This is a genomic window from Paenibacillus apiarius (genome assembly GCF_017052585.1).
Classification (GTDB): domain Bacteria; phylum Bacillota; class Bacilli; order Paenibacillales; family Paenibacillaceae; genus Paenibacillus_B; species Paenibacillus_B apiarius.
This window is the reverse complement of record NZ_JAFFHZ010000001.1, coordinates 1828837-1853575: the sequence shown is the minus strand read 5'-3', so window position 1 is coordinate 1853575 and position 24739 is coordinate 1828837. Positions and strand designations below refer to the sequence as shown.

Genomic DNA, 24739 nt, shown 5'->3' with positions numbered 1-24739 from the left:
ATCTAAAAAACTGCTCGTCAACTGTCGATGAATAAGATATGATGAGATTATACGAAACAGGCATCGAAGGGGGCGAAATACATGGAATTGAGCAATTGTCCGCGCTGCGGAAGACTGTTTGCGAAGGCGTTCAGAGACCTCTGTCCGGCTTGCTTAAAGGAGATTGAACAGGAATATGAACGCTGCGTTGCTTATTTGCGTGAGAAACGTCAGTCCGCGATGCAAGAACTGAGCGAAGCGACGGAAGTAAGCGTGCGGCAGATTACCCAGTTCATTAGGGAAGGACGCATTTCGGTCTACCAAGCGCCGAATTTGACTTATGATTGCGAGATATGCGGCAATCCGATTCGGGAAGGTCATATGTGCGAAGCATGCCGAACGAGGTTGATACGGGATATGAATGAAGCGCGCAAAGAGACGGGGACAGACGAAGAGAAGTCTGCTGCCGGCAGCCGGGCTTATAAAGTCATTGACACGAAGCGTGAAAGATAGTATACAACTTCTTTCAAATAATACTTAATATATCTTGACAATAAGCCGATAATCTTAGTAAAGGTTATCGGTTTTTTGATTTTTAATGAGGTGAATCGAGATGAAAATTAATGAGACACAGCGTCTTGGAGCGATACAGTACTATCAGAAACAGCAGGCGATGAACCATGCCTCTAAAAAGCCTTCCCGCAAGGATGAGCTAATCATTTCCACGGAAGCGAAGGAAATGCTGGATGCGCAAAATCAAGTGCAGGATGCGGGACGCGGCGAGCGGCTTGCAGCATTGAAGCAGGCGGTAGCTACAGGCACGTACCATGTAGAAGCGGATAAGATTGCGGAGAAACTGCTTCCCCTGTTTAAAAAAGACGTCGAATGAGCGGAGGGCCAAGCGTGAGCGCATCAGCATTAATCGATGTATTGAATCGAATGGAAACGGTGTATCAGCAGCTTGAAAGCATTGGAGAAGCGAAGACGCGGGTCATTATTCAAAATGACATCAAAGAGCTGGTTCGAATGTCAAATCAAGAGTCGAAATGGTTGAAGGGACTTTCCGCTCTGGAGGAGGAACGGGAAGGAATTGTACACGCTTTTTTGCAAAGCAAAGGGATTAAATCCAAACTTCAGCTCTCCTTGACCGAGATTATGAAGCTCGTATTCGATGCTCAGGAACGTACCGAAATAATGGCCGTTCAAGAGAGGATTGCCGCCACACTTCAGCGATTAAAGCAAATAAATGATCATAACCAAACGTTAATCGAACAGTCGTTGCATTTTGTAGAGTATCAATTGAATCTTTTTATAGATTATTCAGAACAGGACATGCTGTATCATCGCCCAGAACAATCGGCTTCGAGCTACAGCAGACCCGGCATGTTGGATACACGAGCTTAGACAGATACAGAAAGGAACGAAGTGTAATGAGATCAACCTTTCACGGACTAGAAACGAGTAGACGCTCCTTGTTTGTTCATACGACGATGATGCAGACATTGGGGCACAATATTGCGAACGCTTCGACGGATGGATATACGCGCCAGCGCGTCAACGCTTCCGCAACCCGCCCGTTAGCGATGCCCGGCATGTTCAACAGCGTAGCGCCGGGACAGCTAGGAACCGGCGTTCAGTATGACAGCATTACCCGCATCAGAGACAGCTTCCTCGATGTCCAATTCCGCAGAGAGAACCAAACGTTAGGCTCCTGGAGCATTGTCGACAACAGCATTCGCTCAATAGAAGGCTTTTTTAACGAACCGACCGAGAACGGTCTGCGCGGCGTCATGGACAAGTTCTGGAACTCGTGGGAAGTTCTCAACCGCGACCCTTCCTTGCTTAGCGCCCGCGTAGAAGTAGTCGGCGCGGCCACCAACATGACGAACATGATGAAGCATATCGACGAATCGTTAACGAAGCTGGAAAACGATATCAATTCCAGCATGAACATCAAGGTCAATGAAGCGAACGACCTGATCAACAACATCGCCAAGCTGACCGATACGATCAAGCGCGTGGAAGGCACGGGAGACAACGCCAACGACTTCCGGGATCAGCGTGATCTGCTCATCGATAAGCTCTCGACGATAGTTGACGTGGAAGTCACGGAAGGCGAGTATGGCGACATGACGATTACGGCGGGCGGCGTCATGGTTGTTGAGAACGCGGAAGCAACACCAATTACCGCCGATATTGAAGCAACATCCGGCCAATTGCACGGCTATGCACTTTCGCTCGGAGAAGTGGCGAAAGTGCGCGACCAGACGAACGCCATGGTGCAAACGTTAGTTACAGGCAATGTGCAAGTCGAGCTGGCTGCAGGATATGTAGCTTCATCTAACCTGGTTGCGAAGAGCACCGTCGAGCTGGAGAATGGCATGACCATTCCGCCAGGAGGAACCATTCCGGCAGGGGCGCGCTTGAAGAGTGCCGCGCAGGTTGAAGTGAGCGGCTTCAATGGTTTGCATTCCTTGGGATATTCGTTATCCGATCCGGCGAAATCGGGCATTCCTTTCTTTACGGCAGCGGATGGCGGCAATTTCTCCATCTCGAACATTCAAGTCAATCCCGAAATTACTGCGGATGTGAGCAAAATTGCCGCTTCCGGCCGCTACGATGTGGTGAACGGACAAAATATAACCGTTAAAGGGAATAGCGTGATTGCACATGCTCTGGCTTCCTTGCGTGATAAAACATTCACTTACCCGAGCGATATGACTTCGTTGTCCACAGGCTCGATTGATGACTATTACCGCGCCATGATGGGCGACATGGGGACCCGGGCGGCCAATGCAGAGCGTAATGTGAAAGTACAAAATGATATGGTTGATTCGGTTGAGTTCCGGCGCCAGTCGGTGAGCGGCGTGTCCTTGGACGAAGAAATGGCGGATATGATCCGATTCCAACATGCATATAATGCTGCTGCCCGCAATATGACGACCGTGGACGAAATGTTGGACAAAGTGATTAACCAAATGGGCGTAGTCGGCCGTTAAGAATAGATAATTGTTATGAATAACATAAAGCAAGGAGGACTTATAAAATGCGTGTAACGAGTTCCATGCAGAACACACAGCTGCTGCACAATTTACGGTATATGAACAGCAACATGACCGACTTGAATAACAAGCTGTCTTCCGGTCAAAGAATTCACAGACCTGGTGACGATCCGGTTGGGATTGGTTACCAAATGCGTTATGACAGCGAATTGAATCGAAATGATGAGTTCACCATGAACGCCCAGATGGGGACAGGAATGCTAAAAACAATGGATTCATTGATGCAGCAGGCGAGCGATGTCCTCAAGCGGGCGCGGACATTGACGCAGCAAGCATCGACCGGAACCACTCCTGACGATGCGCGCAAGTCGATTCTCGCTGAAATCAAGCAGCTTAAAGAGCAATTGGTGATGATCGGGAACAGCGCTTATAACGGGCGATATTTGTTTAACGGCCAGAAAACGGATACGCCTCCTTACACGAATGATGGATCGGCTACGGAACAAACCGATCAAGGGATATATAAATTGAATGTCAGCCCTGCGGTTACCGTGCCAGTGAGCATCACGGGAGAGTTCATTTTCGGCAGTGCGATCGATACGACGAAGCCGATCGATAAAAGCAATGACAACGTGTTCCAGACGATGGATGACATCATTAAATCGTTGGAAAATAACGATACTCAAGAATTGCTTTCCAGTTTGGATCGAATTGATGCCTCAGCCGACCGCATCAATACACAATGGTCAGAGATTGGCGCGCGTATGAATCGCTTTGAACTGATGGAAAATCGTTTGGCAGATGACAAAGTGAGTTTGAAAGAACAGCGCAAAGGTGTGGCGGACACAGATATGCCGGCTGGCATTATTGAATTGAAAACGCAGGAAAATGTATTGCAAGCGGCATTGTCGACTGGTGCCCGCATTATGCAGACCTCGCTCATCGACTTTATCCGATAGCGGGTTCTGTGGAAGGATGATGAAGATTGCGGATATCGGATACCATTCGTCAAATCCAGTCTTATGCATTTCGTTATGAACCGGCAGAATTACATATACAGAACCGTAGTGTCGAAATCGACATGAATTGGGATTCGGTGTGGAACGAGCTGGGGCTGCAGCGGCCATCGGTGGTTGCCCAGGATATAAGTGATTCTGCACGCCAAGCGGCTATGAGTGCAACCGAACAGTATGCCCAAGAAGGCGATAGCCTTGGCAACATTGCGAAGCAGAAGGTTACCTTCGGTCAGATTGCTTTTCAACGGTACATGCAGAAGGGACAGAAAGAAGTTCGCATTTACGCTTTACCTTCCCAAGGAGTATCTATAGATGTGCGGATATATCCACCAGAAATTGAAGTGCAAACGAAAGGTGTTGTCCGAGATTGAAATCGACGAATGAACATGTGACATCAACGGTGATTAATAGTCCAAGTTATGGGGAGCTTCTTCCTCAACCTCATCAAATTTATGAGTTTGTCAAAGGAATGGTCGGCTTTCAGTCGATAGTTTCTTATGCGCTGATGCCTTATGAAGATTCGGTGTTGTATATTTTACACGCATTAGATGAGGAACGAAGCTTCATATTAATGCCCGCCGAGCATGTTCAGGACTACAGCTTTACGATTGACAAAGTTACAGTGGAGGCTCTGGAAATCGAGCAACCCGAAGATATCGTGACGATGCTTGTGGTTAACATTATCGATGGCGCGATTAGCGTAAACTTGCGGGCTCCAGTTCTGTTCTCGCCAAAGACACAGAAAGCGTGTCAGTATATTGTTACAGACTCTAACCTTCCCGTTCGTTATTTTATCCAAGGAAGGGGAGATTAGCATGCTCGTTCTGAAACGTAAGATCGGTGAAACTGTAATGATCGGCGATGAAATTGAAGTCCGCGTTCTCGGTGTGGAAGGAGAATACGTAAAGTTGGGATTTTCTGCTCCAAAAAACGTTCAAATTATGCGTAAAGAACTGTACGAGAGTATTGCTGAAGAAAATACTACAGCTGGACAAACACTCCTGTCTGATAAAGAGATGGAGAAAATGTTAAAGCAGTTTAAAAAGAAGGACTAAGAGGATTGACCAAACGAAAAGCAAATATGTACATGTTACGAGGTGGATTAGGATGGGAAATGTTCATCGTACAGACACCAACGGATTAGACTTGCAAGTACATCGTGCGACGATACAATCGGTAAGGAATGTGCTCGTAAAAGAGTTGCCGGAAGAAAAAGTTGCCTCGCAAAAAGGGACTGAAAAGTTTGATTACGAGCACTTACGGCCTGAGGAAAAGCAGGATTTGCAAAAAAAAGTGGAAGAACTGAATGAATCAATCGCAAATTCGGGTAAAGAAATTCATTTTAAATATCATGATGATGCAAAAGAGTTATATGTCGAGGTTGTTGATAAGGCGACAAAAGAAGTTATCGCCAGTCTGCCCCCAGAGTTTCTAATCGAATTGTCTGTAAAGATGAAAGAGTTGATTGGAATGTTTTTGGATGAAAAAATTTAATGGAAGGTGGTTGTAACGATGGGATTTAGTATTGGTGGTCTCGCTTCTAATCTGGATACGGGCATGATGATTGAAAAATTAATGATGTTGGAGAAAATCCCGTATACCAATCTGGAGCAGAAGAAAAGCGATTTCTCTGCTTTTCAGTCATATTTTCGGAATTTGAATACAAAGCTGTCTACCCTGCGTGATAAAGCTTCCGATTTAACGTTTAACGCGAGCTTTAAGCTGACATCGACCAAAAGCTCGGATGAGCAAGCCGTGAAAGCGGTCGGTTCCGATAATGCCGTAACCGGTAACTATCAGGTTACGGTAGATAAGTTGGCGAAGTCGCATGTTATTAAAGCAAATGAATTCAGTGAAAAAGGCGATTCCAGCGCACTCGAAAACGAGACGATTACCTTGACCCAGCCAGATGGGAGTAAGGTTGACGTTACGCTGAAAGGGAAGACGTATGGGGAAATGCTGGAGAACCTTAAAAACGATATCAATAAAAATAGCAAAACAGTCTCCGCATCCTTGGTAGAAACATCTCCGGGAAACAAAACCTTGGTCCTCACTTCGGTGAAAACGGGCGTTGAAAATAAGTTCCATACAGGCGGAGGAACCTCAGGAATCGGCATCACTGGCAGTGGCAACATCTTGAACAATCTTGGCCTAGTGTCCGGCGGCAATTTCCAAGAGGTTCAGGCGGCGCAAGATGCAGAATTGAAAGTCAATGGTTTGAGCGTTAAAAGTTCCTCTAACGAGGTTAAAGGCGTCATTGACGGTGTCACATTACAGCTGCAAAAAGAGTCTTCTTCGGCAATGATTACGGTGGGGCAAGATTCCGAAAAGGTCATTGAGAAGGTTAAAGGATTCGTGGATGCATTTAATGAAGTCCGCAAGCTCATTCGTGAAGGCATGGCGAAGCCAGAAGAAAAACCAAAAGATGACAAGACGCCTTACCGGAAAACAACGCTGCAAGGGGACTCAACATTGCGGCAGTTGGATATGGAATTGGGCACTTGGATGTCAAGCAATATTGCAGGCTTGGGCACGTTGTCAGAACTTGGAATTGAAATTGACAAGGATAAAAAAGGGACCGAGATGACGGGGCAAATCGTCTTTGACGAGAAAAAATTCAAAGAAGCCTTGGAACGGGATCCCGATAAAGTAATATCCATGTTCAATATGGATGAGACAGATTCGGCAGGAAACAAGAAGCAAGGGATCGCAACCATTCTTAACGAAGAGCTTCCTACTTGGACAAGCAAAGCTAACGGGATTTTGCAATCTCGCGTGAATGGCTACGATTCTGAAATCTCTTTTATAACGGAATCAATGAGCAAAATGGAAGATCGCCTGACGTTGAAAGAGCAGCAATTAAAGAGACAATTTACAGCGATGGAAGTGGCTCTGAGCAAATTAAAAAACGAACAATCTTGGATGACCAGCCAAATCAACAGTTTATCTAAAAGCAGCAGCTAGCGGGCTAAGGGGATGAATAGATGTACACGAATATGACCGCCGGTTATCAAGCATACCAAAAAAATAAATATGAAACGGCTTCCCCTCATAAATTAATCTTGATGCTGTATTACGGGGCGCTAAAGTACACGAATCAGGCGGAAGCTGCGCTTTCGGAGGGCAATCCTTTGTTGGCTCACCAGCATATTCTGAAAGTGCAGGATATCATCTACGAGTTGATTGCTTGCTTGAACGAACGTGAGGGCGGAGAAGTTGCGCAAAACCTAAAAAATTTGTACTTATATGTTATCGAGCAATTAGTGCAGGCTAATATTCAGAAATCAGCACAGCCGCTAGCCGAAGCCAAAACAGTCATTCAATCCATCAAAGACGCCTGGGAAACGATTGGAAAAGAAGTTACGGCAGGTCAAAATTATGCTTGATTCGCGCAGCAGACTTTTAATCTATGATGAGATGATTGACTTGTGCCAGCGGTATTTGCTTGAGATGAAAGATAGTGCGGAGTGGCAGGAGGCAGCGTATCAGCTTTTCGAGAAGAACTGGGATGATTTAAAAAGACGCTTGACGTCTGAAGAGACAGGAGCGCTCAGCGGGGAAGAGAGGGAACAGGAAGCTGCCCGTTGTCACACGCTGCGGGTTCTTTATCAGTCCATTATCGATCGCATGGAAAGACAATTCAGCCAACTGACCTCCCAAGTTCAAGGCGTCCGCCAAAGCAAGACAATCATGAATGCTTATCAAGGTATGGGAAGAACGGATCAGGTTGCTTATTATTTTGATGAAAAAAAATAAATATTTTTATGTGCCAGCTATAAAAAATGTATGAGCATTATTCGATATATATAATAGGCCGCAAGGATGTGGCCCAATAATGATATCATGGAGGATGATTAAGAATGTCGATGTTTATTAACACGAACGTAGGCGCAATCAATGCTCACCGCAACTTGGGCATGAACAACACTGCAATGGGTAAGACAATGGAAAAATTGTCTTCCGGTTTCCGCATCAACCGTGCGGCAGACGATGCAGCAGGTCTTGCTATCTCTGAAAAAATGCGTTTCCAAATCGGCGGTATGAACCAAGCAATGCGCAACGCGCAAGATGGTATCTCCCTGATTCAAACGGCTGAGGGTGCTTTGACAGAAGTACACTCCATGCTGCAACGTTTGAACACGTTGGCTAACCAATCCGCTACGGGTACTTATGACGATAAAGACCGTGCGAACACGCAAAAAGAAGTGGATGCGTTGCTTAAAGAAATCAACAACATTGCCACTTCCACAAACTTCAATGGCACGAAATTGCTGAGCGCAGCCGGCAGCATCAAGTTCCAAATCGGTGTAGATAAAGCTAACGTTCTTACTGCGAAATTAGCTGCAATGGGAGCTTCTGCTCTGGGATTGAATGGCTTGAAAATTTCATCTCAATCAGCAGCAGCTTCCGCGCTTGCTAAAATCTCCAGCGCTATTAACAAAGTATCTACACAACGCGCAGATTTTGGTGCGGTTCAAAACCGTTTGGAACACACTATCAACAACCTGGGTGTTACAGCTGAAAACTTGTCCGCTTCCGAATCCCGTATCCGCAACGCTGATATGGCTAAAGAAATGACTGATTTCACGCGTAACCAAATCTTGGTTCAAGCAGGTACGGCTATGTTGGCACAAGCGAACTCCGCGCCGCAAAGCGTACTGAAATTGTTGGGCTAATTCTTTTTTGCTTAAAAACCTCGTTTATTTTAAACGAGGTTTTTTTTCTATTTAAATAGAGCTAAGGAACTAATAGGGTACCTATTTAATTATTAGGGGGAATGACCGATATAAAGCATAGTAGTTATAAACACAAGGGTGTGATTTTTGTGAAGATATGTATTGATGGTGCTTGGGAAGAGAGAGAGTTTCATTCCGCAGAAGAAGTCAATGATTTTTGGATGTCAAGAACGATGCCCATATTACAGGCCGATCGTCTAATTTATTATGTTGAAATCGGCGAAGAGAGATATTATAACGGATATGAATCAATCATATTGGAGAATTATCAAAATATTAATGAACTAAATATAGTAACACAAACAAAAGCCGAGTGTTTTGCAATTACACTGGAAGATTTGAAAGCTTATTTGCCGCGAGTTGTTCATGAAATCCCTGCAATTGCTGAGAGATTGTACGCCGAAGAAGTCGATGATATGAAAACATTGATAACACCTATTATTGATTCCATACACTGGACTGTTAGCGCTCTGGAGTTCGCTTATGCAATAAGTGACGGGATGAATGAGGTGAGCGGGACGAGAGATTCCCTTGAGCACTTGTATAAAAATATAGAGGCTTTTGTTGAAAAATTCCATGAACAACTAAGTTGGAGCAATTACGTTGGCGTCTCAGACCTTCTCCAATATGAGCTTGTTCCTATGCTGGAAGCTTGGATTAATGACGTTGTTTAAGGAGTGAGCGATATTGGATTATCTATTGTCGAATACAAAGGTCTTAAGCAAACACTTTCCTCAAGTAGCTGCATTACTTGAAGCGAGTACGGTAGATGGCGGCATATATCGTAATATTACAGCACGCGACGGCAGTCCGAATGTTGAAATACATAAAAATGAAAGGGTTGTCGCTTTACATAGTTTGTACGATCCGGATAGGGAAGCTGCAGGTTGGCTAAAGTCTACTGAAGGAAGATTAGAAAAATCCAGCCATGTATTAGTTGTTGGATTAGGGCTAGGTTATCACCTGCAGCATCTGTTGGAAAAATATCCAACGAAGAAATATTATATTTATGAGCCGGATATCCAGCTGCTGCATTTAGCGTTAAAGCTTCGTGATCTGACAGGGATATTGAACCATCCCAGCGTCATAACATTGGCAGTTGGAGAAGAAGATCATGTATTAATCCAACTTCTCCAATCCATTTCAAGCCTAGTGACAGATAAGTTCGAAGAAGTGACTATCCCTATCTATAAGCAATTATACGGTGAAACTATTAGCAAACTTCATACCATATCGAAACAAATTCTATTGCAATATCGTGCTAACTATATAACGCAATATTATTTTGAAAAAGCATGGTTTCAAAATATCATTTACAATATAGATAAAGTGTTAACCTCTAAATCCATAGCATCACTTAAAGAAGCTTGCACCGATATACCTGCCATCATCGCTGGATCGGGTCCCTCACTAAGGGATGATATTGAATGCATAAAAAAACTGGGTTCTAAAGTTCTAATTATAGCTGCAGGCTCGAGTGTGCAAGCTTTATTGCATCATGGTATTGAACCGCACCTTGTCGTTTCAATGGATGGAGGAGAACCCAACTTAAAGGTATTTCAAAATGTAGATACAACCCATATTCCGTTGTTATTTGCAACGACGATTCATCATGGAATCGCTGAGCAAAATCATAAATGGAAATTATCAACAAGATTAAACCTTGAAGAAGTAACTCCATATTTATTCTCAAAGAGCGAAGGAGAACCCGAGCCTTCATTTATTTCAAGCGGATCCGTTACTGGAACCTGCATTCAATTCGCAGCCTTCCTAGGCTGCAAGAAGATTTATTTGGCGGGTCAAGACCTGTCTTACCCTAATGATGAATATTATTCGGAAGGCGTTAAACATATTACAGAGGAAGCAAAGAAGAATACGATTGAAGCCGCCGATGAATGGATAGAAAATGTTCATGGCGGAAAGAACCGTACATCAGAAAAAATGTTGGTAACTTTAAGAGATTTAGAGCTATTACTATTAATATATACGGATATCGAGTTTATTAATACATCGAGCAAGGGAGCGGCTATTAAACACACAGTTTTTAGACCATTGAAAGATTGTATCAATGAGTTATTACTATTACCTGAACGTAATAAAAATTGGTTTAAGCAACTTGTTGAAGGAATTCCTGCTTACAGCGAACAAACGGTCAGCAAAGTTGGAGCAAAATTGAGAAGTGAGCTGCAGGAGCTTAAGATGTTAAATAAAAAGACAAGCAGCATCATCAAATTCATTTCCGAACTTGAACATGTAAACCCCACTCAAAAAGATAAGTGCAGTAAGTTATTAATGAAATTAAATAAACAATGGGGCCAAGTGACTGGCAGCGGCAGTTTTAAGTCATATATATCATTTGCATTGGATACTCCCTTATCGCAATATATGCGTTATGTGCCCGACATCGTTAATGAGACAAATGAGTATAAAAAGTCTAAATTAATTGTCGAGCATCTAGGGAAATTTGCCACTAGTATTTCGGAATTTATTCCGTTTGCAGAAAAATGCATGGAAGAAGCGATTAGACGTGTAGACAAGATTGCGAATGGAGCAGAGAAATCGTATGCATAATTTTTTTCGCGGCAAAAAAATCTTGATTATCGGCGGAACGGGAACTGTAGGCACAGGTCTTTTAAATCATCTTTTGTCCTGCAATCCGGCTGTAATTCGTATTTTTAGCAGAGATGAATATAAACAATTCAAATTACAACAGCAATATAGAGAATATAGCAACATTCGTTATCTCATCGGAGATGTAAGGGATTATCAACGCGTCGTTCGAGCGATGGAAGACATAGACTATGTATTCCATGCGGCAGCAATGAAGCATGTTCCTGCATGCGAATATAACCCCTTTGAAGCGGTGCAAACTAATATTATTGGAACGCAAAATGTGATTCAAGCCGCATTGGAGCGTAATGTCTCCAAGGTCATTTTTACGAGCACTGATAAGGCCATCGCTCCTACCAATACATATGGCGCATCCAAGCTGATGGCAGAAAGACTTATCTCAGCTGCTCAATATCAAGCTGGCACCAAACACACAACATTTGCATCCGTACGATTTGGGAATGTAATGGGATCCCGAGGCTCGGTCATTCCTCTCTTTCAGCAACAAATTAAAGAAAAAGGTTACATTACAGTCACCTGCCAAAAAATGAGCAGATTCATGATGACAATGAATCAGGCAACAACGTTGATGTTAAAAGCAATGCTCCAATCCCAAGGCGGGGAAACGTTTGTGTTAAAAATGCCGGTCATTCAATTGAACGATCTGGCAGAGCTGGTTATCAAGCATACTTGCGATTTCTTAAATCTTAATGATGATTCTATCGAAGTCAAGGAAATCGGTTTGCGTCCCGGAGAAAAAATGTACGAAGAACTGATGACGGAAGAAGAAGCCAAGCATGCTAAAGAGATGGATGACATGTTTGTAATTCCAAATTCATTCATTAACAAGAATGCATATTCACACCTCAAACCTGCAGAGGAATCCAGTTATAATTCCCATCTCATCAAACCGATGGCGAAATCAAAATTGGAAGAACTTTTGTTAACACATAACTTGATTGGCAGGGAGGCGCTAAATGAATTTTCGCCTTGCAACACTTGACGATTGCGATTGGATATATCGTATACGTAATTCATGGGAAATAAGAAGACAGTGCATTGATATGTCTCCAATCGTTTATGAATCGCACCAAAAATGGTTCAGTGAAGCCTTAACCCGTGCTGATATGAAGATATGGATTTATGTAAATGAAAAAAATAATATTGGCATGCTTAGATTGGATATGAAAGAACAATTTCTTCTAATCAATATTTTTGTGGATCCTTCATGTAATAATCGCGGCCATGGTTCTCAAATGTTGTCTCACCTAAATGAGCTCGTGAAAGCGGAGTTTCCCAAATACAACAAAGTTGTTGCGGTAATTAAAAAAGATAATCGAGCATCAGTCAGACTTTTTGAAAAAGCTTCATTTAGCAAAGGTAAAGAAGATGAAACTTTCTTTGAGTATATTTATCGGATTCGGTGACAAAAACGGTCAAAATTAAAATGAGGTTAATATGAAAAATATTATTATTATTCAAGCTAGGATGGGTTCTTCGCGTTTGCCGGGGAAAGTATTAATGCCTTTACATAATCGCCCGGTACTTCATTATGTTGTTGAGCGATGCAGACGTGTGAAAGGAGTGGCGGATGTAATCGTAGCTACTTCCACATTGTCAAACGATGACCGTATTGCAGAGTGGTGCGAAAATAATGGGGTTTCGTTTTTCAGAGGGTCTGAAGAGGATGTGTTGTCACGTTACTACGACTGTGCAGTGCAAAATGCGCCAGACTTTGTGATAAGGGTTACTTCTGACTGCCCCTTTGTCGACTACGAGATGGCGTCGGAAATTGTGCAGGCTATGGAACAGTCCCCATCCGATATAATAATGGTTCAAGGAGAACTTCCTCGCGGATTAGTAGTAGAAATGGTATCTTTTCGGGCTTTGTCTTACATGCACGAGCACGGTTCGGAGTCCAGACATCGTGAACATGTAACCTATTATGCTTATGAGCATCCGGATGAATTCAGTTCAACTGTATATGAATCACCTATTAATCGCCAATATCCCAAGCTTAGACTTACCTTGGATACTGAAGAGGATTATGCCTTATGCCAAGCTGTTGCTGAATACTTTAACGGTCAAGTAGAAGTATCTGCAGCAGAAGTGTTGGATTATTTAATCAAGCATCCCGAAGTCGCGGCTATAAATGCGCATATTGAACAGAAAGCAGTTGAATAGAAGGGAGTTCGTGCAGTTATGCTTCATGCCGTTATTCGTGCAGATGCCACTGAGCGGATCGGGATAGGCCATATCATGCGTTGTCTTGTACTGGCTGATAAACTGAGGGAACAAGGGGCATACGTTACTTTCTTATGTAGTCCTCTTCCATCGGCACTCCATCAAAAACTAATTGATGATGGTTATAATATTGTTACTCTCCCGGTTTTCAAAAATTGGTCAGAAGATGCTGAAGCGGTAAGAAAAGTGCTAACGACATTCCCTGAGACAATTGCTTGTCTTATTGTTGATCACTATGGAATCGATTATCACTGGGAAACACAGATGCGTTCATATGTAGAAAAAATTGCATTGATAGATGATATGGCAAATCGTAAACATGACTGTGATATATTGCTTGATCAAAACTATGTGTTCAACATGAACTGTCGTTATGAAGGGCTTCTCCCCAAAGAATGTAGACTTTTTCTAGGACCAGCTTACGCCTTGCTTCGTCATGAATTTCATGTTCATGCTGCCCATGCAAATGTGCGCCGTAAATTAAATCGAGTACTAATCTCGTTTGGCGGGAGTGATCCCACTGGAGAGACAAGGAAAGTAATAATGGCTTTGCGTGAGGGTCATTTTCCTGCGCTTCAATATGATATTATAGTGGGTGCCGCTAATAAACAGGTTGAAAGAATATTGGCCGATTGCAGCGGAATGCCTAACGTGCATGTACATGTTGATGTTCAGAATATGTCTGAATTAATGCGCCAAGCCGATATTTGCATCGGTTCTCCGGGGATTTCTACGTGGGAACGCTGCATGATGGGTCTCCCCTCCGTACATATTGTTGTTGCATCCAATCAACATGAAACGGCCGAAGCGCTGGCAGCGAATGGGCTGGCCTGGAATATGGGATGGCATGAATCTGTCACTGGCAAGGCATTGGCAGACCAACTCATACTTCTGCAACGATCTCCGGATACGGTGGAGTATGTGAGTGAACACGTAATGGAGCTTATGGAGCTTGCTGCCCAAACTAAAAAACATCCGTTTCTGCAGGCCATTCTTGAAGGAGGAACATCATGAAAACAATAATTCAAGGTAGAGAGATTGGCGCGCACCAGCGTCCATTTATTATAGCAGAAATGTCCGGTAATCATAATCAATCTTTGGAACGCGCCCTAGCCATCGTGGAGGAAGCGGCGAAAGCGGGTGTTGATGCCGTCAAACTTCAGACGTACACGGCGGATACGATGACACTCGATATTCATGAAGGAGATTTTTATATCGATGACCCGAACAGCTTATGGAAAGGGAGTTCTTTATACGAATTATACAAGCAAGCGTACACCCCTTGGGAATGGCACAAACCTATCTTCGATCGCTGTAATGAACTCGGTCTGATAGCATTCAGTTCTCCATTTGATCACTCTGCCGTTGATTTCCTTGAAAGTTTGCATGTACCGGCGTATAAGATTGCTTCTTTTGAAAACACAGATCATCAGCTTATTAGAAAAGTGGCTCAAACGGGCAAACCTATCATTATGTCTACGGGCATGGCGACGGCGGCAGAACTAGATGAATCAGTTCGAGTGGCGCGAGAGGCGGGATGCAGAGATATTGTTCTGCTAAAATGCACGAGTACTTACCCGGCTTCACCTGAAAATACCAATCTCTCAACAATTCCTCATATGGGACAACTATTCCGGTGCCCTGTTGGGTTATCCGACCATACCATGGGGGTAGGAGTCTCTGTAGCTGCTGTGGCTCTAGGAGCGGTTATCATTGAGAAGCACTTTACGTTGTCGCGAGCTGATGGCGGCGTTGACTCCGAGTTCTCCATGGAACCAGCTGAGATGAAGCAACTGGTTCAGGAATGTGAACGAGTATGGCAAAGTCTCGGTAACGTTACCTACGGCCCGACTAATTCGGAAAAGCCATCTTTAAAGCACCGTCGCAGCCTGTATATCGCAAAAGATATGAAGGCGGGAGAAACATTTACAGCGGAGCATATTCGCGCAATTCGTCCCGGTCTAGGATTGCCAACTAAATTTGCAGATTTATTTATAGGCCGTCAAGTAAAGCATAACGTAAAAAAAGGAACGCCTATTCAATGGGACTTGCTATAAAAGGAAAATACCGTTGATTTAGAACTAAAATATTGAAATTATGAATTCGTGAAAGGGAAGATAAGAATGAATATCTTACTTACTGGCGGAGCCGGATTCATTGGCCGTTGGGTCGCCAAACAGCTTCTTGAAGACGGGCATCAGATTTGGATTCTTGATGATTTGTCTAATGGGAGCGAAGAAAATATCAGGGAGTTTCGCAACCATCTTGGCTTCAAGCAATTTATAAAAGGGACTATCTTAGATAGAGAGCTATTGGAGAGTTTATTTAATAAATATCAGTTTGAAATGTGTTATCATTTAGGAGCTTCCATTAATGTGCAAGATTCAATTGATGATCCTCAAACGACCTTTAACAATGATACAATAGGCACATTCTACTTATTAGAACAGTCCAGAAAGTACAATACTAAGTTTGTTTTTATGAGCACGTGCATGGTTTATGATCGTTGTGCGGATGAACGGGGTATAACTGAACTGCATCCGATAAAGCCGGCGTCACCTTATGCAGGAGCGAAAATCGCAGCTGAAAACATGGTTTTGTCCTATTACCATGCATACGGGCTGCCGGTAGTCGTTGTTCGTCCCTTCAATACCTACGGTCCCTATCAAAAGACTGGCGGCGAAGGCGGGGTAGTTGCCATCTTTATTAAGCAAAAGCTGAATGGCAACACACTCAACATATACGGCGATGGCAAGCAGACTCGCGATCTCTTATATGTTTCTGACTGTGCGCGGTTTGTGGTGCAGGCTGGCTATAGTGATAAAGTAAATGGTGAAATTGTTAATGCAGGATTGGGACGAGACATTTCAGTAAATGAGTTGGCGTTGCTGATCGCTGGAAATCCGGATCAAATACGCCATGTAGAACATATTCATCCGCAAAGCGAAATTGCAAAGCTGTTATGCAATTCGGAAAAAGCCAAGCATTTGTTGGATTGGGAACCAATGGTTTCGCTGGAGGAAGGTATTCGACTTACTCAAGAGTGGATTCAAACAACGAATCTCATATAATTGGTGCAAGCAGCATTAGGGGGCGCATAAATAGTGGCGAAAACAAGTGAAGGCAGCCTAGAGGCATTTATCCCTTATGGACAGCAGTGGATTGATGAAGACGACATTGAAGCGGTTGTCATGACGCTCAGAAGCCCATTTATTACGCAAGGGCCTGCTATCGAACAATTTGAAGCACGAATAGCGAACATCGTCGGTACACGTTATGCTGTCGCTTTTACGAATGGAACGGCAGCGCTGCATGGTGCGTGTTTTGCTGCCGACATTGGTCCTGGTGACGAGGTCATTACGTCACCGATTACATTTATTGCGAGTTCCAATTGTGTATTGTATCAGGGCGGTAAGCCAGTATTCGCGGATATTGATAAAGACACGTATAACATTAATCCAGATGAAATTGAAAGATTAATAACAAATCGAACAAAAGCGATCATTCCAGTTGATTTTTCGGGGCAGCCAGCCGAAATGGATCGGATTATGGACTTGGCAAAACGTAAAGGATTGACGGTTATTCAGGATGCTGCCCACTCATTAGGGGCCGAATTCAAAGGAGTTAAAGTAGGCGCATGGGCAGATATGACGATGTTCAGCTTCCACCCGGTTAAGCATATCACGACCGGCGAGGGCGGAATCATCGTAACAAATGATGAACGATTCTATCGGCGCTTGCAGTTATTCCGTAATCATGGCATGACCCGAAATCCGGAAGAGTGGACGCGTAATGATGGCCCGTGGTACTACGAAATGCATGAACTTGGCTATAATTATCGAATGACGGATATGCAGGCAGCGCTTGGGTTTTCACAGTTGAATAAGTTGGATCAATTTGTGGAACGACGCAGACAGATTGCTGCCCAATATAATGAAGCATTCGGAAAACTGGATGGAGTAGTTATTCCACGACACCACAAAGACGCGGGATCCAGCTGGCATCTTTATGTGATACGTTGGGAACCGGAATACTTCTTGGCGAGCCGTCGGGAAATATTTGATGCGCTCCGGCAAGAAGGTATAGGGGTACAGATTCACTACATACCGGTGTACAAGCAACCTTATTATCAAAGGCTTGGATATGATATGGAACTTTGCCCAAATTCGGAAGTATACTATCAGACAGCCATGTCCATTCCAATTTTCCCCAAAATGGCTGACGAAGACGTTAACAGAGTTATTTTCACTGTGCAAAAGATATACAATCAATTTATAAAATAAAAGTAAGATGTTAAAGGAAATAAATTAATGGATTATTTTGATTGACAACGCTTCCAGCCAGTGATATAGTCGAAATTGTGAAGGATAATCTTCACGGCATTTGAAGATGAAGGGAATGTTATCGACATGCAAGGTAAAGTAAAATGGTTTAACGCTGAGAAGGGTTATGGCTTTATCGAAACTGCAGAAGGAAACGACGTATTCGTTCACTTCTCCGCAATCCAAACAGACGGCTTCAAAACGTTGGAGGAAGGTCAAGCAGTAGAATTCGATATTGTGGAAGGCGCTCGCGGTCCACAAGCGGCTAACGTAATCAAATTGTAATCATTCCGGCGTGAGCCGAATTATATATGATTCCGATTAGCTCCACACCCCTGGCTTATAGCCGGGGGTTATTTTTATTTTTATTTTTTTTGGTTTTTACATTATTTTCATTCATAATGTCAACGCAATTAAACGATAATTATACTATGGTAGAAAAACACTTGGACAATAACTCTGGCAATATTGCCGTTCAAGCAAGAATGGTATTGCATTTCATCAAATAAAGGAGAGGCATTAAAATGGAATATTCTAAGAGCAAAGAAGAAATACGAAAATTATTGTCACTAGGAAATATAAATCAGGCTGGAGAGCTGATCACTACTTACGAAGCTGCGATGCCTTACGATCTCGATATGTATTCGCTTAAGGCGAACTACTACTTTATATTAGGGGAATACGAAAAAGCGGAGCAAGTTTTGAAAAGCGCATTGACGAAAAGACCAATTAGTTTTGATCTTCATTACAATGCAGCCATGGTGTACCAAGCGCAAGAAAAAAGAGAGTTGGCATGGAAACATTTTAATATAGCCAATAGTCTGACAGAAAGTGACATTCAAAGAAATGCCGTACAACAAGCTTTAGATAGCATGATACAACAAATAAAGGAGGAATGTGTTGATATTGAGGATCTGAAACGGCAGCTGGAAGGATTCAAGCAAGTAAGCAAAGAAGTCGAAAAGGATACAATGGATTCGTATTCTAACTTTCCTGCTCGAGGAGAAGACCTATTAATAGGAGAAGAGCTGGGAGGATATTACATAGGATTGTATGACGGCATGAAAATAGAGAGAGACGGTATAAATATGCTGCCGCTCCGATCATTTAATAAAGTAGAAATGTGCAAGATTGGAATGGGGCAAGTACCCAAAGTTGGAGAGTTTGTGCTGCCTGTCGCAACTCAAAATATAAATGGTGAATTTAGAGTCAAAGACGGCGAGAACAGACATGTCTTTGATTTGAAGTATCCAAATAGATGGTATCATTTTAAATTAAACTCAATGATGGAAATAATGAAAGATGATAACGTGATCTTAGGGGAACCTATTAGTCTGGCAAAAGATAATAGCAAGGAAGGTTTAGTACTAACCATTTTTGTGGATGGATTGTCGCAAACCGTCTTGGAACAATACGGATTAAACGAACTGATGCCTAATACGCAACGTTTCTTTAAAGATGGCATGTTGTGCAGCAATGTCTACGTGTCAGGTGAATGGACGTATGTGAACATGGCCAGTTTTTATTCCGGAAAATATACGGCTAGCCATAATATGTTCCATCCAAATAAAAATACGACTTTACCTAAAGAGAATAAAATATTATCGGAGCATTTCAAAGATGCCGGGTTCACTACTGCGAAGATAGATGGTGATTGGCGCAGTACGCCGATGTACGGATATTATAGAGGATTTGACCGCATTGTTTACCAACCATCATTGAGAGGAATGGATACACCCGATGCCATTCAAGAAGTGATAGAACATCTGGAAGCCTTCAAAGGAACGAACCAATTTGTATGGACCTGCTTGCCGGATTTGCATGATGTTGCAGACGGTTACCAAAGCACGATTTCGGTGCAAGTTAATGAAACCATGGAAGAGAAGCCTCATAATCAACAGCATTTACAAGGAAAGACCAGTGTTAGACAGGATTACAGCATTGATAAAACAACCCGTTATACCAAGCAACTCCAAAGAATTGATCGTTATTTAGGAATGCTGTACAGCTATTTGGAGCAAAACTTTGATATGGAGCGGGTTACCGTCGCACTTATATCCGATCATGGGCAAGGTTATCTTGTGCCAACCGGAGAGCATATGTTATGCGAAGAGAGAGTCAAGGTTCCTTTTATGTTTAGAGGCCGCAATGTAAAGGCTGGAGAGTCAGATGAACTGATTCAAGGCTTGGATCTGATGAGCATACTGTGCAAGTTGGCTAATATTGAGATTGATGCCACGGATGCTGATACGAATCTGCCTAAATGCTTTGGCGGAGAACGTGAAAGAGAGTATACGTATAGTGAATCTATTTTTCCGGGAGATTCTTATAAGGCGAGCATTCATACAAAAGAAGCGGCTTTCTATTATGAGACCGAAGAGAAGGTATTGCAAGACGGCAGTGTCAATATGGAGAAGTTCACCGTGAAATTGGTTGACAAGCATACCAGACAACTTATTGAGAATCATTCTCTTACGGAAAAGTGTATTGAAATCGTTCATGAGCACATGAAGTACCGCAGGATCTATGTATAGAACGGTTAAGGTGACAAAATGGCGAATCGAGTAAGGAAATGGGTACTGGTATGTATGTTAATGATCTGCGTAGCAGGATTAGCCGGTATTGGAAAAGTTAACGACGGGGTCGTCATCTACTCTTCGTTAGAAGAGTTCCGCAATGAAAAGCTAAGGGAAATGCTGCGGGAACAATTGCCTGACATTGACGTAACCATACAATACATTTCAATGAATAAAGGCGCAGCCAAAATTAAATTGGAAAAAAGCAGAACTGACGCTGATATTTTATTGGCTTTTGATATTCAAAGCCTGGAGCTAATCAAAGATGAATTGAATGATTTGAAGATCTACGATACAAGGCACTATTTGGATGGATTAAATCCAAAACATAACAAATATAGAATATGGGAAAGATTCGCGGGCGCCATCATTGTAAATAAAAATTTGCTGAATAAAATGAATATGCCGATTCCTGCCAGTTACGAAGATTTAACCAATCCCATATATAAAGATTTGATAGCTATGCCAGACCCCAAGTCGTCCGGGACAGGTTATTTTTTTCTGAAGCATATCGTTAATGAGTGGGGAGAGGAGCGGGCCTTTGAGTATTTTGACAAGCTTCATTCTAATATTAAGCAATATACAGCGTCTGGTTCGGGTCCTATCAAACTACTTCTCCAGAATGAGATAGCGATTGGCATGGGAATGATATATCAGGCTGTGGATGAGATCAACAAAGGCGCAGATTTGCAAATTATTTATCCGCCAGAAGGCGCGCCTTATTCACTCTCCGGTATTGCAATGATACAGAACCGGACGGACAGGCCTGAAGTAGCGCAAGTATTTGACTTTTTATATAGAAAGTTTACATTCTACGATAAAGAAAACTATTCCCCGGAACGTGTGTTCAAGAGACAATGTATTAAAGTGCCGCACTACCCGAGGCATATCAAGTATGGAAACATGAAGGGATTAAAATCAGCTGCGATTAAGCAGGATTTACTAAGGAAGTGGAAATATTGAACGCACTGCCCAAAATAGCCGTTCATAAATTGAATAAACAATTTGAAGGAAATCCGATATTAAAGGATCTCGACTTTACTATTAATGAAGGAGAATTTTTGAGCATATTGGGTGATTCCGGGAGCGGAAAGACGACATTGCTTAAAATTTTGATCGGACTTGAGAGGCAAAGCAGCGGAGAAATCTGGAAAGACGGTAATAAAATAGACCAACTGCAGCCCTATGAACGAGGGATTGGAATGGTGTTCCAGAACTACGCGCTGTTCCCGCATATGAATGCGATTGAGAACATCATGTATCCATTGAGAGCGAACAAAAAAAAGGAAAAAGAGGCTGAACAAACCGCTCTGAACCTATTGGCCAAGATGGGCCTGATTGAGCATAAGGATAAGATGCCCAACCAGCTTTCCGGAGGCCAGAAGCAACGCGTAGCTATCGCGCGAACATTGGCGCTTGAACCGGACATCCTACTGTTCGATGAAGCATTGGCCGCATTGGATGCAAGCAATCGGATGAAGCTTAGCGCCGAATTTAAAGAACTTCAAAAAACATTTCAGGTAACCATATTGTATGTGACTCACGATCAAGAAGAGGCGCTCAGCATCTCAGACCGGGTATTGGTGCTGAACAAAGGCAGAATCGAACAGTTGGATACGCCGTTCAATATTTGCAAGACGCCTAGAAGCAAGTACATCGAAGAGTTTGTTAATGTCAATTTGCGTAAACGATTCAATAGCATGCAGCAGCTCGTTGGAGATTTATATGAATAGAAATAGGCAAGTATTATTTAGCCCCTACGTTATTGTTCTTATATTAAGCTTTTTTTTCATCAGCATCATATTACCGATAGCGTACTCGTTTCTTAATGTCGATTGGACTACGGTTGCAGAGGTTTTCAGCGACCCGTTATTCCTGGAGAGTCTGTTGAATTCGGTTATCGTAGCCGCATGCACTACTCTTATCAGTGTAATCTTGGCTTTTAGCTTGGCCTATATGATTGACAGAAGCAATATAAAAGGCAAGAAAGTTTGGCGGGCGCTGTTTATTCTCCCCATGCTGGTGCCTTCCATAGCACACGGATTTGGCCTGATCAATTTATTTGGAGACAACGGGCTTATTACTCAGGCAGTTGGCATTAACATTAATTTGTATGGCATTAAAGGGATCGTCTTCGGAAGCGTTATTTATGCACTTCCTATAGCATTCTTAATGTTTTCCGATATTTTAAAATACATGGATACCGGAGTTTATGATGCATGCAGGGCATTGGGCATTCCAAAGGCCAAAGTGTTTTTTGACATCACATTGGGATTGATAAAAAAACAGTTGTTGATCGTTGCTTCAACCGTATTTACGATTGTATTCACCGATTATGGCGTGGCGTTGGCCATAGGCGGAAAAGCGAATACCCTGCCTGTTCTGTTATACCGTGAAGTAATCGGGCTGCTGGACTTCTCAAAAGGCGGGTTTATAGCCATTCTGCTCTTAATACCAGCGATTATAACCTTTCTGCTGAGCCGAAAGATAAACAATGTAGAACTGGATCAAGTGAACAGTCCTGTGTATACGGCAACAAGGAATAAAGCAAGAGACATATTGTATACCGCTATATGTGCGATAGCAGCTCTTATTGCCCTAATGCCCGTTATTTCTTATATCGGAATCGGGCTTGTTGAACAATATCCCACTAATATGACGTTTTCATTGAAACATTTACAAGCTGTCGTCTATGGGGGAGCAGGAAATGCAATCTATAATTCCCTTGTCATCTCATTATCAACTGCCTTAATAGGCACCGCAGCAGCTTACCTTATCGCATATGTCAGTATTAGATTGCCCAATAAATTTATGGCAAGGACAATCTATTCCTTGGCTGTATTTCCATTAGTCATCCCAGGGATCGTGCTTGGATTAGGCTATATCCAATTTTTCAGCTTTACGCCGATATACGGAACGGCATACATCATTATTTTGGTAAATATCATGCATTTCTTTTCAACCCCGTACTTACTGGCCTACAACAGCCAAAATAAAATTCCCGGGGAATTGGAACAAGCGGCTAATACGATGGGAATTAAACAACTGAAGTATATAAAAGACATATTGGCACCTAGCACAAGTGCTACCATCATGAACATGTTCAGCTTTTTCTTTATCAATTCAATGGTAACGATATCCGCAGTCGCATTTTTGAGCAATACGAAAAATATGACCATCGCCTTAATGATTAACCAATACGAGGCGCAGCTGCTGTTTGAAGAAGCGTCCGTCGTTGTGCTGCTGATATTGTGCGTGAATCTAGTTTTTAAATGGATTGCTTCACTTTTTAGAAAGTATTTATTTTAAACAAATACGAGCGGAGAAAAGAGCGATAAAAATGTTAACGAAAGAACAATTCGACATAATCATGCAGCTTGAACAAAATCGAGATGCGGGACTCCCGAAAAACGAAATCGATCAAAGCATGCTCAATCAACTGACCGCAGCACGGTGGGTAAGCCTTCATGATGACGATACCATTATGATTACGGAAAAAGGCTTGGATGTATTGGAAATGTACAGAGTGAAGCGTGCCGTCTTCATAGTTGCAGGCATGGGCACCAGACTTTATCCATTAACGAAAGACAGACCTAAGTCCCTAGTGGAGGTCAACGGAAAAAGCATGATCGAAGACATGTTGGAGACGGTTCACAATATTGGCATTCGGGAAGTAGTGATCGTAAGAGGATACCTCAAGGAAAAATTCGACTTCCTATTAGAGAAGTATCCCCATATCATCTTTATAGATAATGACAAATATGAAGAATACAATAATATTTATTCCGCTTACTTGGCGAAAGATTATCTTGAAAATACGTATATTTTCGATGGTGATATTTTGTTGACGAATAAGAATATCATACAGAAATACCAATATCACTGCAATTATGCAGGCATCTTCAAAAAGGAAACGGATGATTGGTGTTTGGAACTTGAAGGCGGAAGAGTTGCCTCAATGAAATTAGGCGGCGAGAATTGTTACTTGATGTATGGGGTCTCTTACTGGGACGAGAAAGCAGGCAAGCAATTGAAGCAGGACATTATCAAGGAAATACAATCAGATAGCGCCAAACAGCGCTATTGGGATGAAATCCCGACGAATTTATACAATCAAAACTATAATGTTTATGTCAGATCTTGTGAAGTTGGGGATATTGTAGAGATTGATACAATAGATGATTTTCATGCGGCAGAGGAATTGTTACAGAGGAGAATAACTCTGGCACATAATTGAGTCGGCACTGTTTCACC

At 42.7% G+C, this 24739-nt stretch carries 28 protein-coding genes; all 28 read left to right on the top strand.

Going from position 1 to position 24739, the window contains the following annotated elements; translation table 11 throughout:
* Positions 1-81: 81 nt before the first annotated feature.
* The 28 genes from JSQ80_RS08575 (at position 82) to JSQ80_RS08440 (ending at position 24722) form a co-directional block, all read left to right on the top strand.
* Positions 82-492, top strand: a complete 411-nt coding sequence (locus JSQ80_RS08575; RefSeq protein ID WP_087433996.1) for a TIGR03826 family flagellar region protein — start codon at positions 82-84, stop codon at positions 490-492.
* A gap of 100 nt (positions 493-592) precedes the next feature.
* On the top strand, positions 593-868 hold the full coding sequence (flgM, locus tag JSQ80_RS08570) for a flagellar biosynthesis anti-sigma factor FlgM (protein ID WP_206095017.1): 276 nt from the start codon (positions 593-595) through the stop codon (positions 866-868).
* A 14-nt stretch (positions 869-882) separates the two neighbouring features.
* Positions 883-1383 (top strand): flagellar export chaperone FlgN, encoded by a 501-nt coding sequence (locus JSQ80_RS08565; protein ID WP_206095016.1) that lies wholly within the window; start codon positions 883-885, stop codon positions 1381-1383.
* Between the two features lie 26 nt (positions 1384-1409).
* Complete coding sequence (flgK, locus tag JSQ80_RS08560; protein ID WP_206095015.1) at positions 1410-2978, top strand: flagellar hook-associated protein FlgK; 1569 nt, start codon at positions 1410-1412, stop codon at positions 2976-2978.
* A gap of 47 nt (positions 2979-3025) precedes the next feature.
* The gene (gene flgL / locus JSQ80_RS08555) at positions 3026-3940 is read left to right on the top strand and encodes a flagellar hook-associated protein FlgL (protein WP_206095014.1); all 915 of its coding nucleotides are present in this window, start codon (positions 3026-3028) and stop codon (positions 3938-3940) included.
* A gap of 26 nt (positions 3941-3966) precedes the next feature.
* Positions 3967-4368, top strand: a complete 402-nt coding sequence (locus JSQ80_RS08550) for a DUF6470 family protein (RefSeq protein WP_206095013.1) — start codon at positions 3967-3969, stop codon at positions 4366-4368.
* Positions 4365-4811 (top strand): flagellar assembly protein FliW, encoded by a 447-nt coding sequence (gene fliW, locus JSQ80_RS08545; RefSeq protein WP_206095012.1) that lies wholly within the window; start codon positions 4365-4367, stop codon positions 4809-4811. The genes JSQ80_RS08550 and fliW overlap by 4 nt, the downstream gene beginning before the upstream one ends.
* Position 4812: 1 nt before the next feature.
* Positions 4813-5052: a carbon storage regulator CsrA gene (gene csrA, locus JSQ80_RS08540; protein ID WP_087434003.1), complete on the top strand. Its 240-nt coding sequence runs from the start codon at positions 4813-4815 to the stop codon at positions 5050-5052.
* 52 nt (positions 5053-5104) lie between these two features.
* Positions 5105-5491, top strand: a complete 387-nt coding sequence (locus JSQ80_RS08535) for a flagellar protein FlaG (RefSeq protein WP_087434004.1) — start codon at positions 5105-5107, stop codon at positions 5489-5491.
* Positions 5492-5509: 18 nt separating this feature from the next.
* A complete protein-coding gene (fliD, locus tag JSQ80_RS08530) occupies positions 5510-6961 on the top strand; it encodes a flagellar filament capping protein FliD (RefSeq protein WP_206095011.1) in 1452 nt (483 codons plus the stop codon).
* A gap of 20 nt (positions 6962-6981) precedes the next feature.
* On the top strand, positions 6982-7383 hold the full coding sequence (fliS, locus tag JSQ80_RS08525; protein ID WP_019424717.1) for a flagellar export chaperone FliS: 402 nt from the start codon (positions 6982-6984) through the stop codon (positions 7381-7383).
* Positions 7376-7753: a flagellar protein FliT gene (locus JSQ80_RS08520; RefSeq protein WP_206095010.1), complete on the top strand. Its 378-nt coding sequence runs from the start codon at positions 7376-7378 to the stop codon at positions 7751-7753. The genes fliS and JSQ80_RS08520 overlap by 8 nt, the downstream gene beginning before the upstream one ends.
* Before the next feature lie 104 nt (positions 7754-7857).
* The gene (locus JSQ80_RS08515; RefSeq protein WP_272491098.1) at positions 7858-8673 is read left to right on the top strand and encodes a flagellin N-terminal helical domain-containing protein; all 816 of its coding nucleotides are present in this window, start codon (positions 7858-7860) and stop codon (positions 8671-8673) included.
* Positions 8674-8774: 101 nt separating this feature from the next.
* Positions 8775-9407, top strand: coding sequence for a hypothetical protein (locus JSQ80_RS08510; RefSeq protein ID WP_206095009.1), 633 nt, complete (start codon positions 8775-8777; stop codon positions 9405-9407).
* A 13-nt stretch (positions 9408-9420) separates the two neighbouring features.
* A complete protein-coding gene (locus tag JSQ80_RS08505; protein WP_206095008.1) occupies positions 9421-11304 on the top strand; it encodes a motility associated factor glycosyltransferase family protein in 1884 nt (627 codons plus the stop codon).
* Positions 11297-12346 carry an SDR family NAD(P)-dependent oxidoreductase gene (locus JSQ80_RS08500; RefSeq protein ID WP_206095007.1) on the top strand — a complete coding sequence of 350 codons (1050 nt, stop codon included), beginning with the start codon at positions 11297-11299 and terminating at the stop codon, positions 12344-12346. Before JSQ80_RS08505 ends, JSQ80_RS08500 begins: the two co-directional genes overlap by 8 nt.
* Positions 12321-12770 (top strand): GNAT family N-acetyltransferase, encoded by a 450-nt coding sequence (locus tag JSQ80_RS08495; RefSeq protein ID WP_206095006.1) that lies wholly within the window; start codon positions 12321-12323, stop codon positions 12768-12770. Before JSQ80_RS08500 ends, JSQ80_RS08495 begins: the two co-directional genes overlap by 26 nt.
* A gap of 31 nt (positions 12771-12801) precedes the next feature.
* Positions 12802-13527, top strand: a complete 726-nt coding sequence (locus tag JSQ80_RS08490; protein WP_206095005.1) for a cytidylyltransferase domain-containing protein — start codon at positions 12802-12804, stop codon at positions 13525-13527.
* A gap of 18 nt (positions 13528-13545) precedes the next feature.
* Complete coding sequence (pseG, locus tag JSQ80_RS08485) at positions 13546-14601, top strand: UDP-2,4-diacetamido-2,4,6-trideoxy-beta-L-altropyranose hydrolase (protein ID WP_206095004.1); 1056 nt, start codon at positions 13546-13548, stop codon at positions 14599-14601.
* The gene (gene pseI / locus JSQ80_RS08480; protein ID WP_206095003.1) at positions 14598-15644 is read left to right on the top strand and encodes a pseudaminic acid synthase; all 1047 of its coding nucleotides are present in this window, start codon (positions 14598-14600) and stop codon (positions 15642-15644) included. Before pseG ends, pseI begins: the two co-directional genes overlap by 4 nt.
* Positions 15645-15710: 66 nt before the next feature.
* Positions 15711-16658 (top strand): dTDP-glucose 4,6-dehydratase, encoded by a 948-nt coding sequence (locus JSQ80_RS08475; protein WP_206095002.1) that lies wholly within the window; start codon positions 15711-15713, stop codon positions 16656-16658.
* A gap of 33 nt (positions 16659-16691) precedes the next feature.
* A complete protein-coding gene (gene pseC, locus JSQ80_RS08470; protein WP_336245717.1) occupies positions 16692-17870 on the top strand; it encodes a UDP-4-amino-4,6-dideoxy-N-acetyl-beta-L-altrosamine transaminase in 1179 nt (392 codons plus the stop codon).
* Positions 17871-17996: 126 nt separating this feature from the next.
* Entirely contained in the window at positions 17997-18194 is a 198-nt protein-coding gene (locus JSQ80_RS08465) for a cold shock domain-containing protein (RefSeq protein ID WP_019424729.1), read from the top strand.
* Positions 18195-18433: 239 nt separating this feature from the next.
* Entirely contained in the window at positions 18434-20443 is a 2010-nt protein-coding gene (locus JSQ80_RS08460) for a sulfatase-like hydrolase/transferase (protein ID WP_206095001.1), read from the top strand.
* An 18-nt stretch (positions 20444-20461) separates the two neighbouring features.
* Positions 20462-21448, top strand: a complete 987-nt coding sequence (locus JSQ80_RS08455; protein WP_206095000.1) for an extracellular solute-binding protein — start codon at positions 20462-20464, stop codon at positions 21446-21448.
* On the top strand, positions 21436-22218 hold the full coding sequence (locus JSQ80_RS08450) for an ATP-binding cassette domain-containing protein (protein ID WP_206094999.1): 783 nt from the start codon (positions 21436-21438) through the stop codon (positions 22216-22218). Before JSQ80_RS08455 ends, JSQ80_RS08450 begins: the two co-directional genes overlap by 13 nt.
* A 154-nt stretch (positions 22219-22372) precedes the next feature.
* Positions 22373-23794 (top strand): ABC transporter permease subunit, encoded by a 1422-nt coding sequence (locus JSQ80_RS08445; RefSeq protein ID WP_240463602.1) that lies wholly within the window; start codon positions 22373-22375, stop codon positions 23792-23794.
* A gap of 31 nt (positions 23795-23825) precedes the next feature.
* A complete protein-coding gene (locus JSQ80_RS08440; protein ID WP_087434021.1) occupies positions 23826-24722 on the top strand; it encodes a sugar phosphate nucleotidyltransferase in 897 nt (298 codons plus the stop codon).
* The last annotated feature ends 17 nt before the right edge of the window (positions 24723-24739 follow it).

What these genes read in the sequence shown, in the direction of transcription:
- JSQ80_RS08575 (WP_087433996.1), top strand. Translation starts at nt 82, where the DNA reads ATGGAATTGAGCAATTGTCCGCGCTGCGGAAGACTGTTTGCGAAGGCG.
- flgM (WP_206095017.1), top strand. Translation starts at nt 593, where the DNA reads ATGAAAATTAATGAGACACAGCGTCTTGGAGCGATACAGTACTATCAG.
- flgK (WP_206095015.1), top strand. Translation starts at nt 1,410, where the DNA reads ATGAGATCAACCTTTCACGGACTAGAAACGAGTAGACGCTCCTTGTTT.
- flgL (WP_206095014.1), top strand. Translation starts at nt 3,026, where the DNA reads ATGCGTGTAACGAGTTCCATGCAGAACACACAGCTGCTGCACAATTTA.
- csrA (WP_087434003.1), top strand. Translation starts at nt 4,813, where the DNA reads ATGCTCGTTCTGAAACGTAAGATCGGTGAAACTGTAATGATCGGCGAT.
- JSQ80_RS08535 (WP_087434004.1), top strand. Translation starts at nt 5,105, where the DNA reads ATGGGAAATGTTCATCGTACAGACACCAACGGATTAGACTTGCAAGTA.
- fliD (WP_206095011.1), top strand. Translation starts at nt 5,510, where the DNA reads ATGGGATTTAGTATTGGTGGTCTCGCTTCTAATCTGGATACGGGCATG.
- fliS (WP_019424717.1), top strand. Translation starts at nt 6,982, where the DNA reads ATGTACACGAATATGACCGCCGGTTATCAAGCATACCAAAAAAATAAA.
- JSQ80_RS08520 (WP_206095010.1), top strand. Translation starts at nt 7,376, where the DNA reads ATGCTTGATTCGCGCAGCAGACTTTTAATCTATGATGAGATGATTGAC.
- JSQ80_RS08515 (WP_272491098.1), top strand. Translation starts at nt 7,858, where the DNA reads ATGTCGATGTTTATTAACACGAACGTAGGCGCAATCAATGCTCACCGC.
- JSQ80_RS08510 (WP_206095009.1), top strand. Translation starts at nt 8,775, where the DNA reads ATGACCGATATAAAGCATAGTAGTTATAAACACAAGGGTGTGATTTTT.
- JSQ80_RS08500 (WP_206095007.1), top strand. Translation starts at nt 11,297, where the DNA reads ATGCATAATTTTTTTCGCGGCAAAAAAATCTTGATTATCGGCGGAACG.
- JSQ80_RS08495 (WP_206095006.1), top strand. Translation starts at nt 12,321, where the DNA reads ATGAATTTTCGCCTTGCAACACTTGACGATTGCGATTGGATATATCGT.
- JSQ80_RS08490 (WP_206095005.1), top strand. Translation starts at nt 12,802, where the DNA reads ATGAAAAATATTATTATTATTCAAGCTAGGATGGGTTCTTCGCGTTTG.
- pseG (WP_206095004.1), top strand. Translation starts at nt 13,546, where the DNA reads ATGCTTCATGCCGTTATTCGTGCAGATGCCACTGAGCGGATCGGGATA.
- pseI (WP_206095003.1), top strand. Translation starts at nt 14,598, where the DNA reads ATGAAAACAATAATTCAAGGTAGAGAGATTGGCGCGCACCAGCGTCCA.
- JSQ80_RS08475 (WP_206095002.1), top strand. Translation starts at nt 15,711, where the DNA reads ATGAATATCTTACTTACTGGCGGAGCCGGATTCATTGGCCGTTGGGTC.
- JSQ80_RS08465 (WP_019424729.1), top strand. Translation starts at nt 17,997, where the DNA reads ATGCAAGGTAAAGTAAAATGGTTTAACGCTGAGAAGGGTTATGGCTTT.
- JSQ80_RS08460 (WP_206095001.1), top strand. Translation starts at nt 18,434, where the DNA reads ATGGAATATTCTAAGAGCAAAGAAGAAATACGAAAATTATTGTCACTA.
- JSQ80_RS08455 (WP_206095000.1), top strand. Translation starts at nt 20,462, where the DNA reads ATGGCGAATCGAGTAAGGAAATGGGTACTGGTATGTATGTTAATGATC.
- JSQ80_RS08440 (WP_087434021.1), top strand. Translation starts at nt 23,826, where the DNA reads ATGTTAACGAAAGAACAATTCGACATAATCATGCAGCTTGAACAAAAT.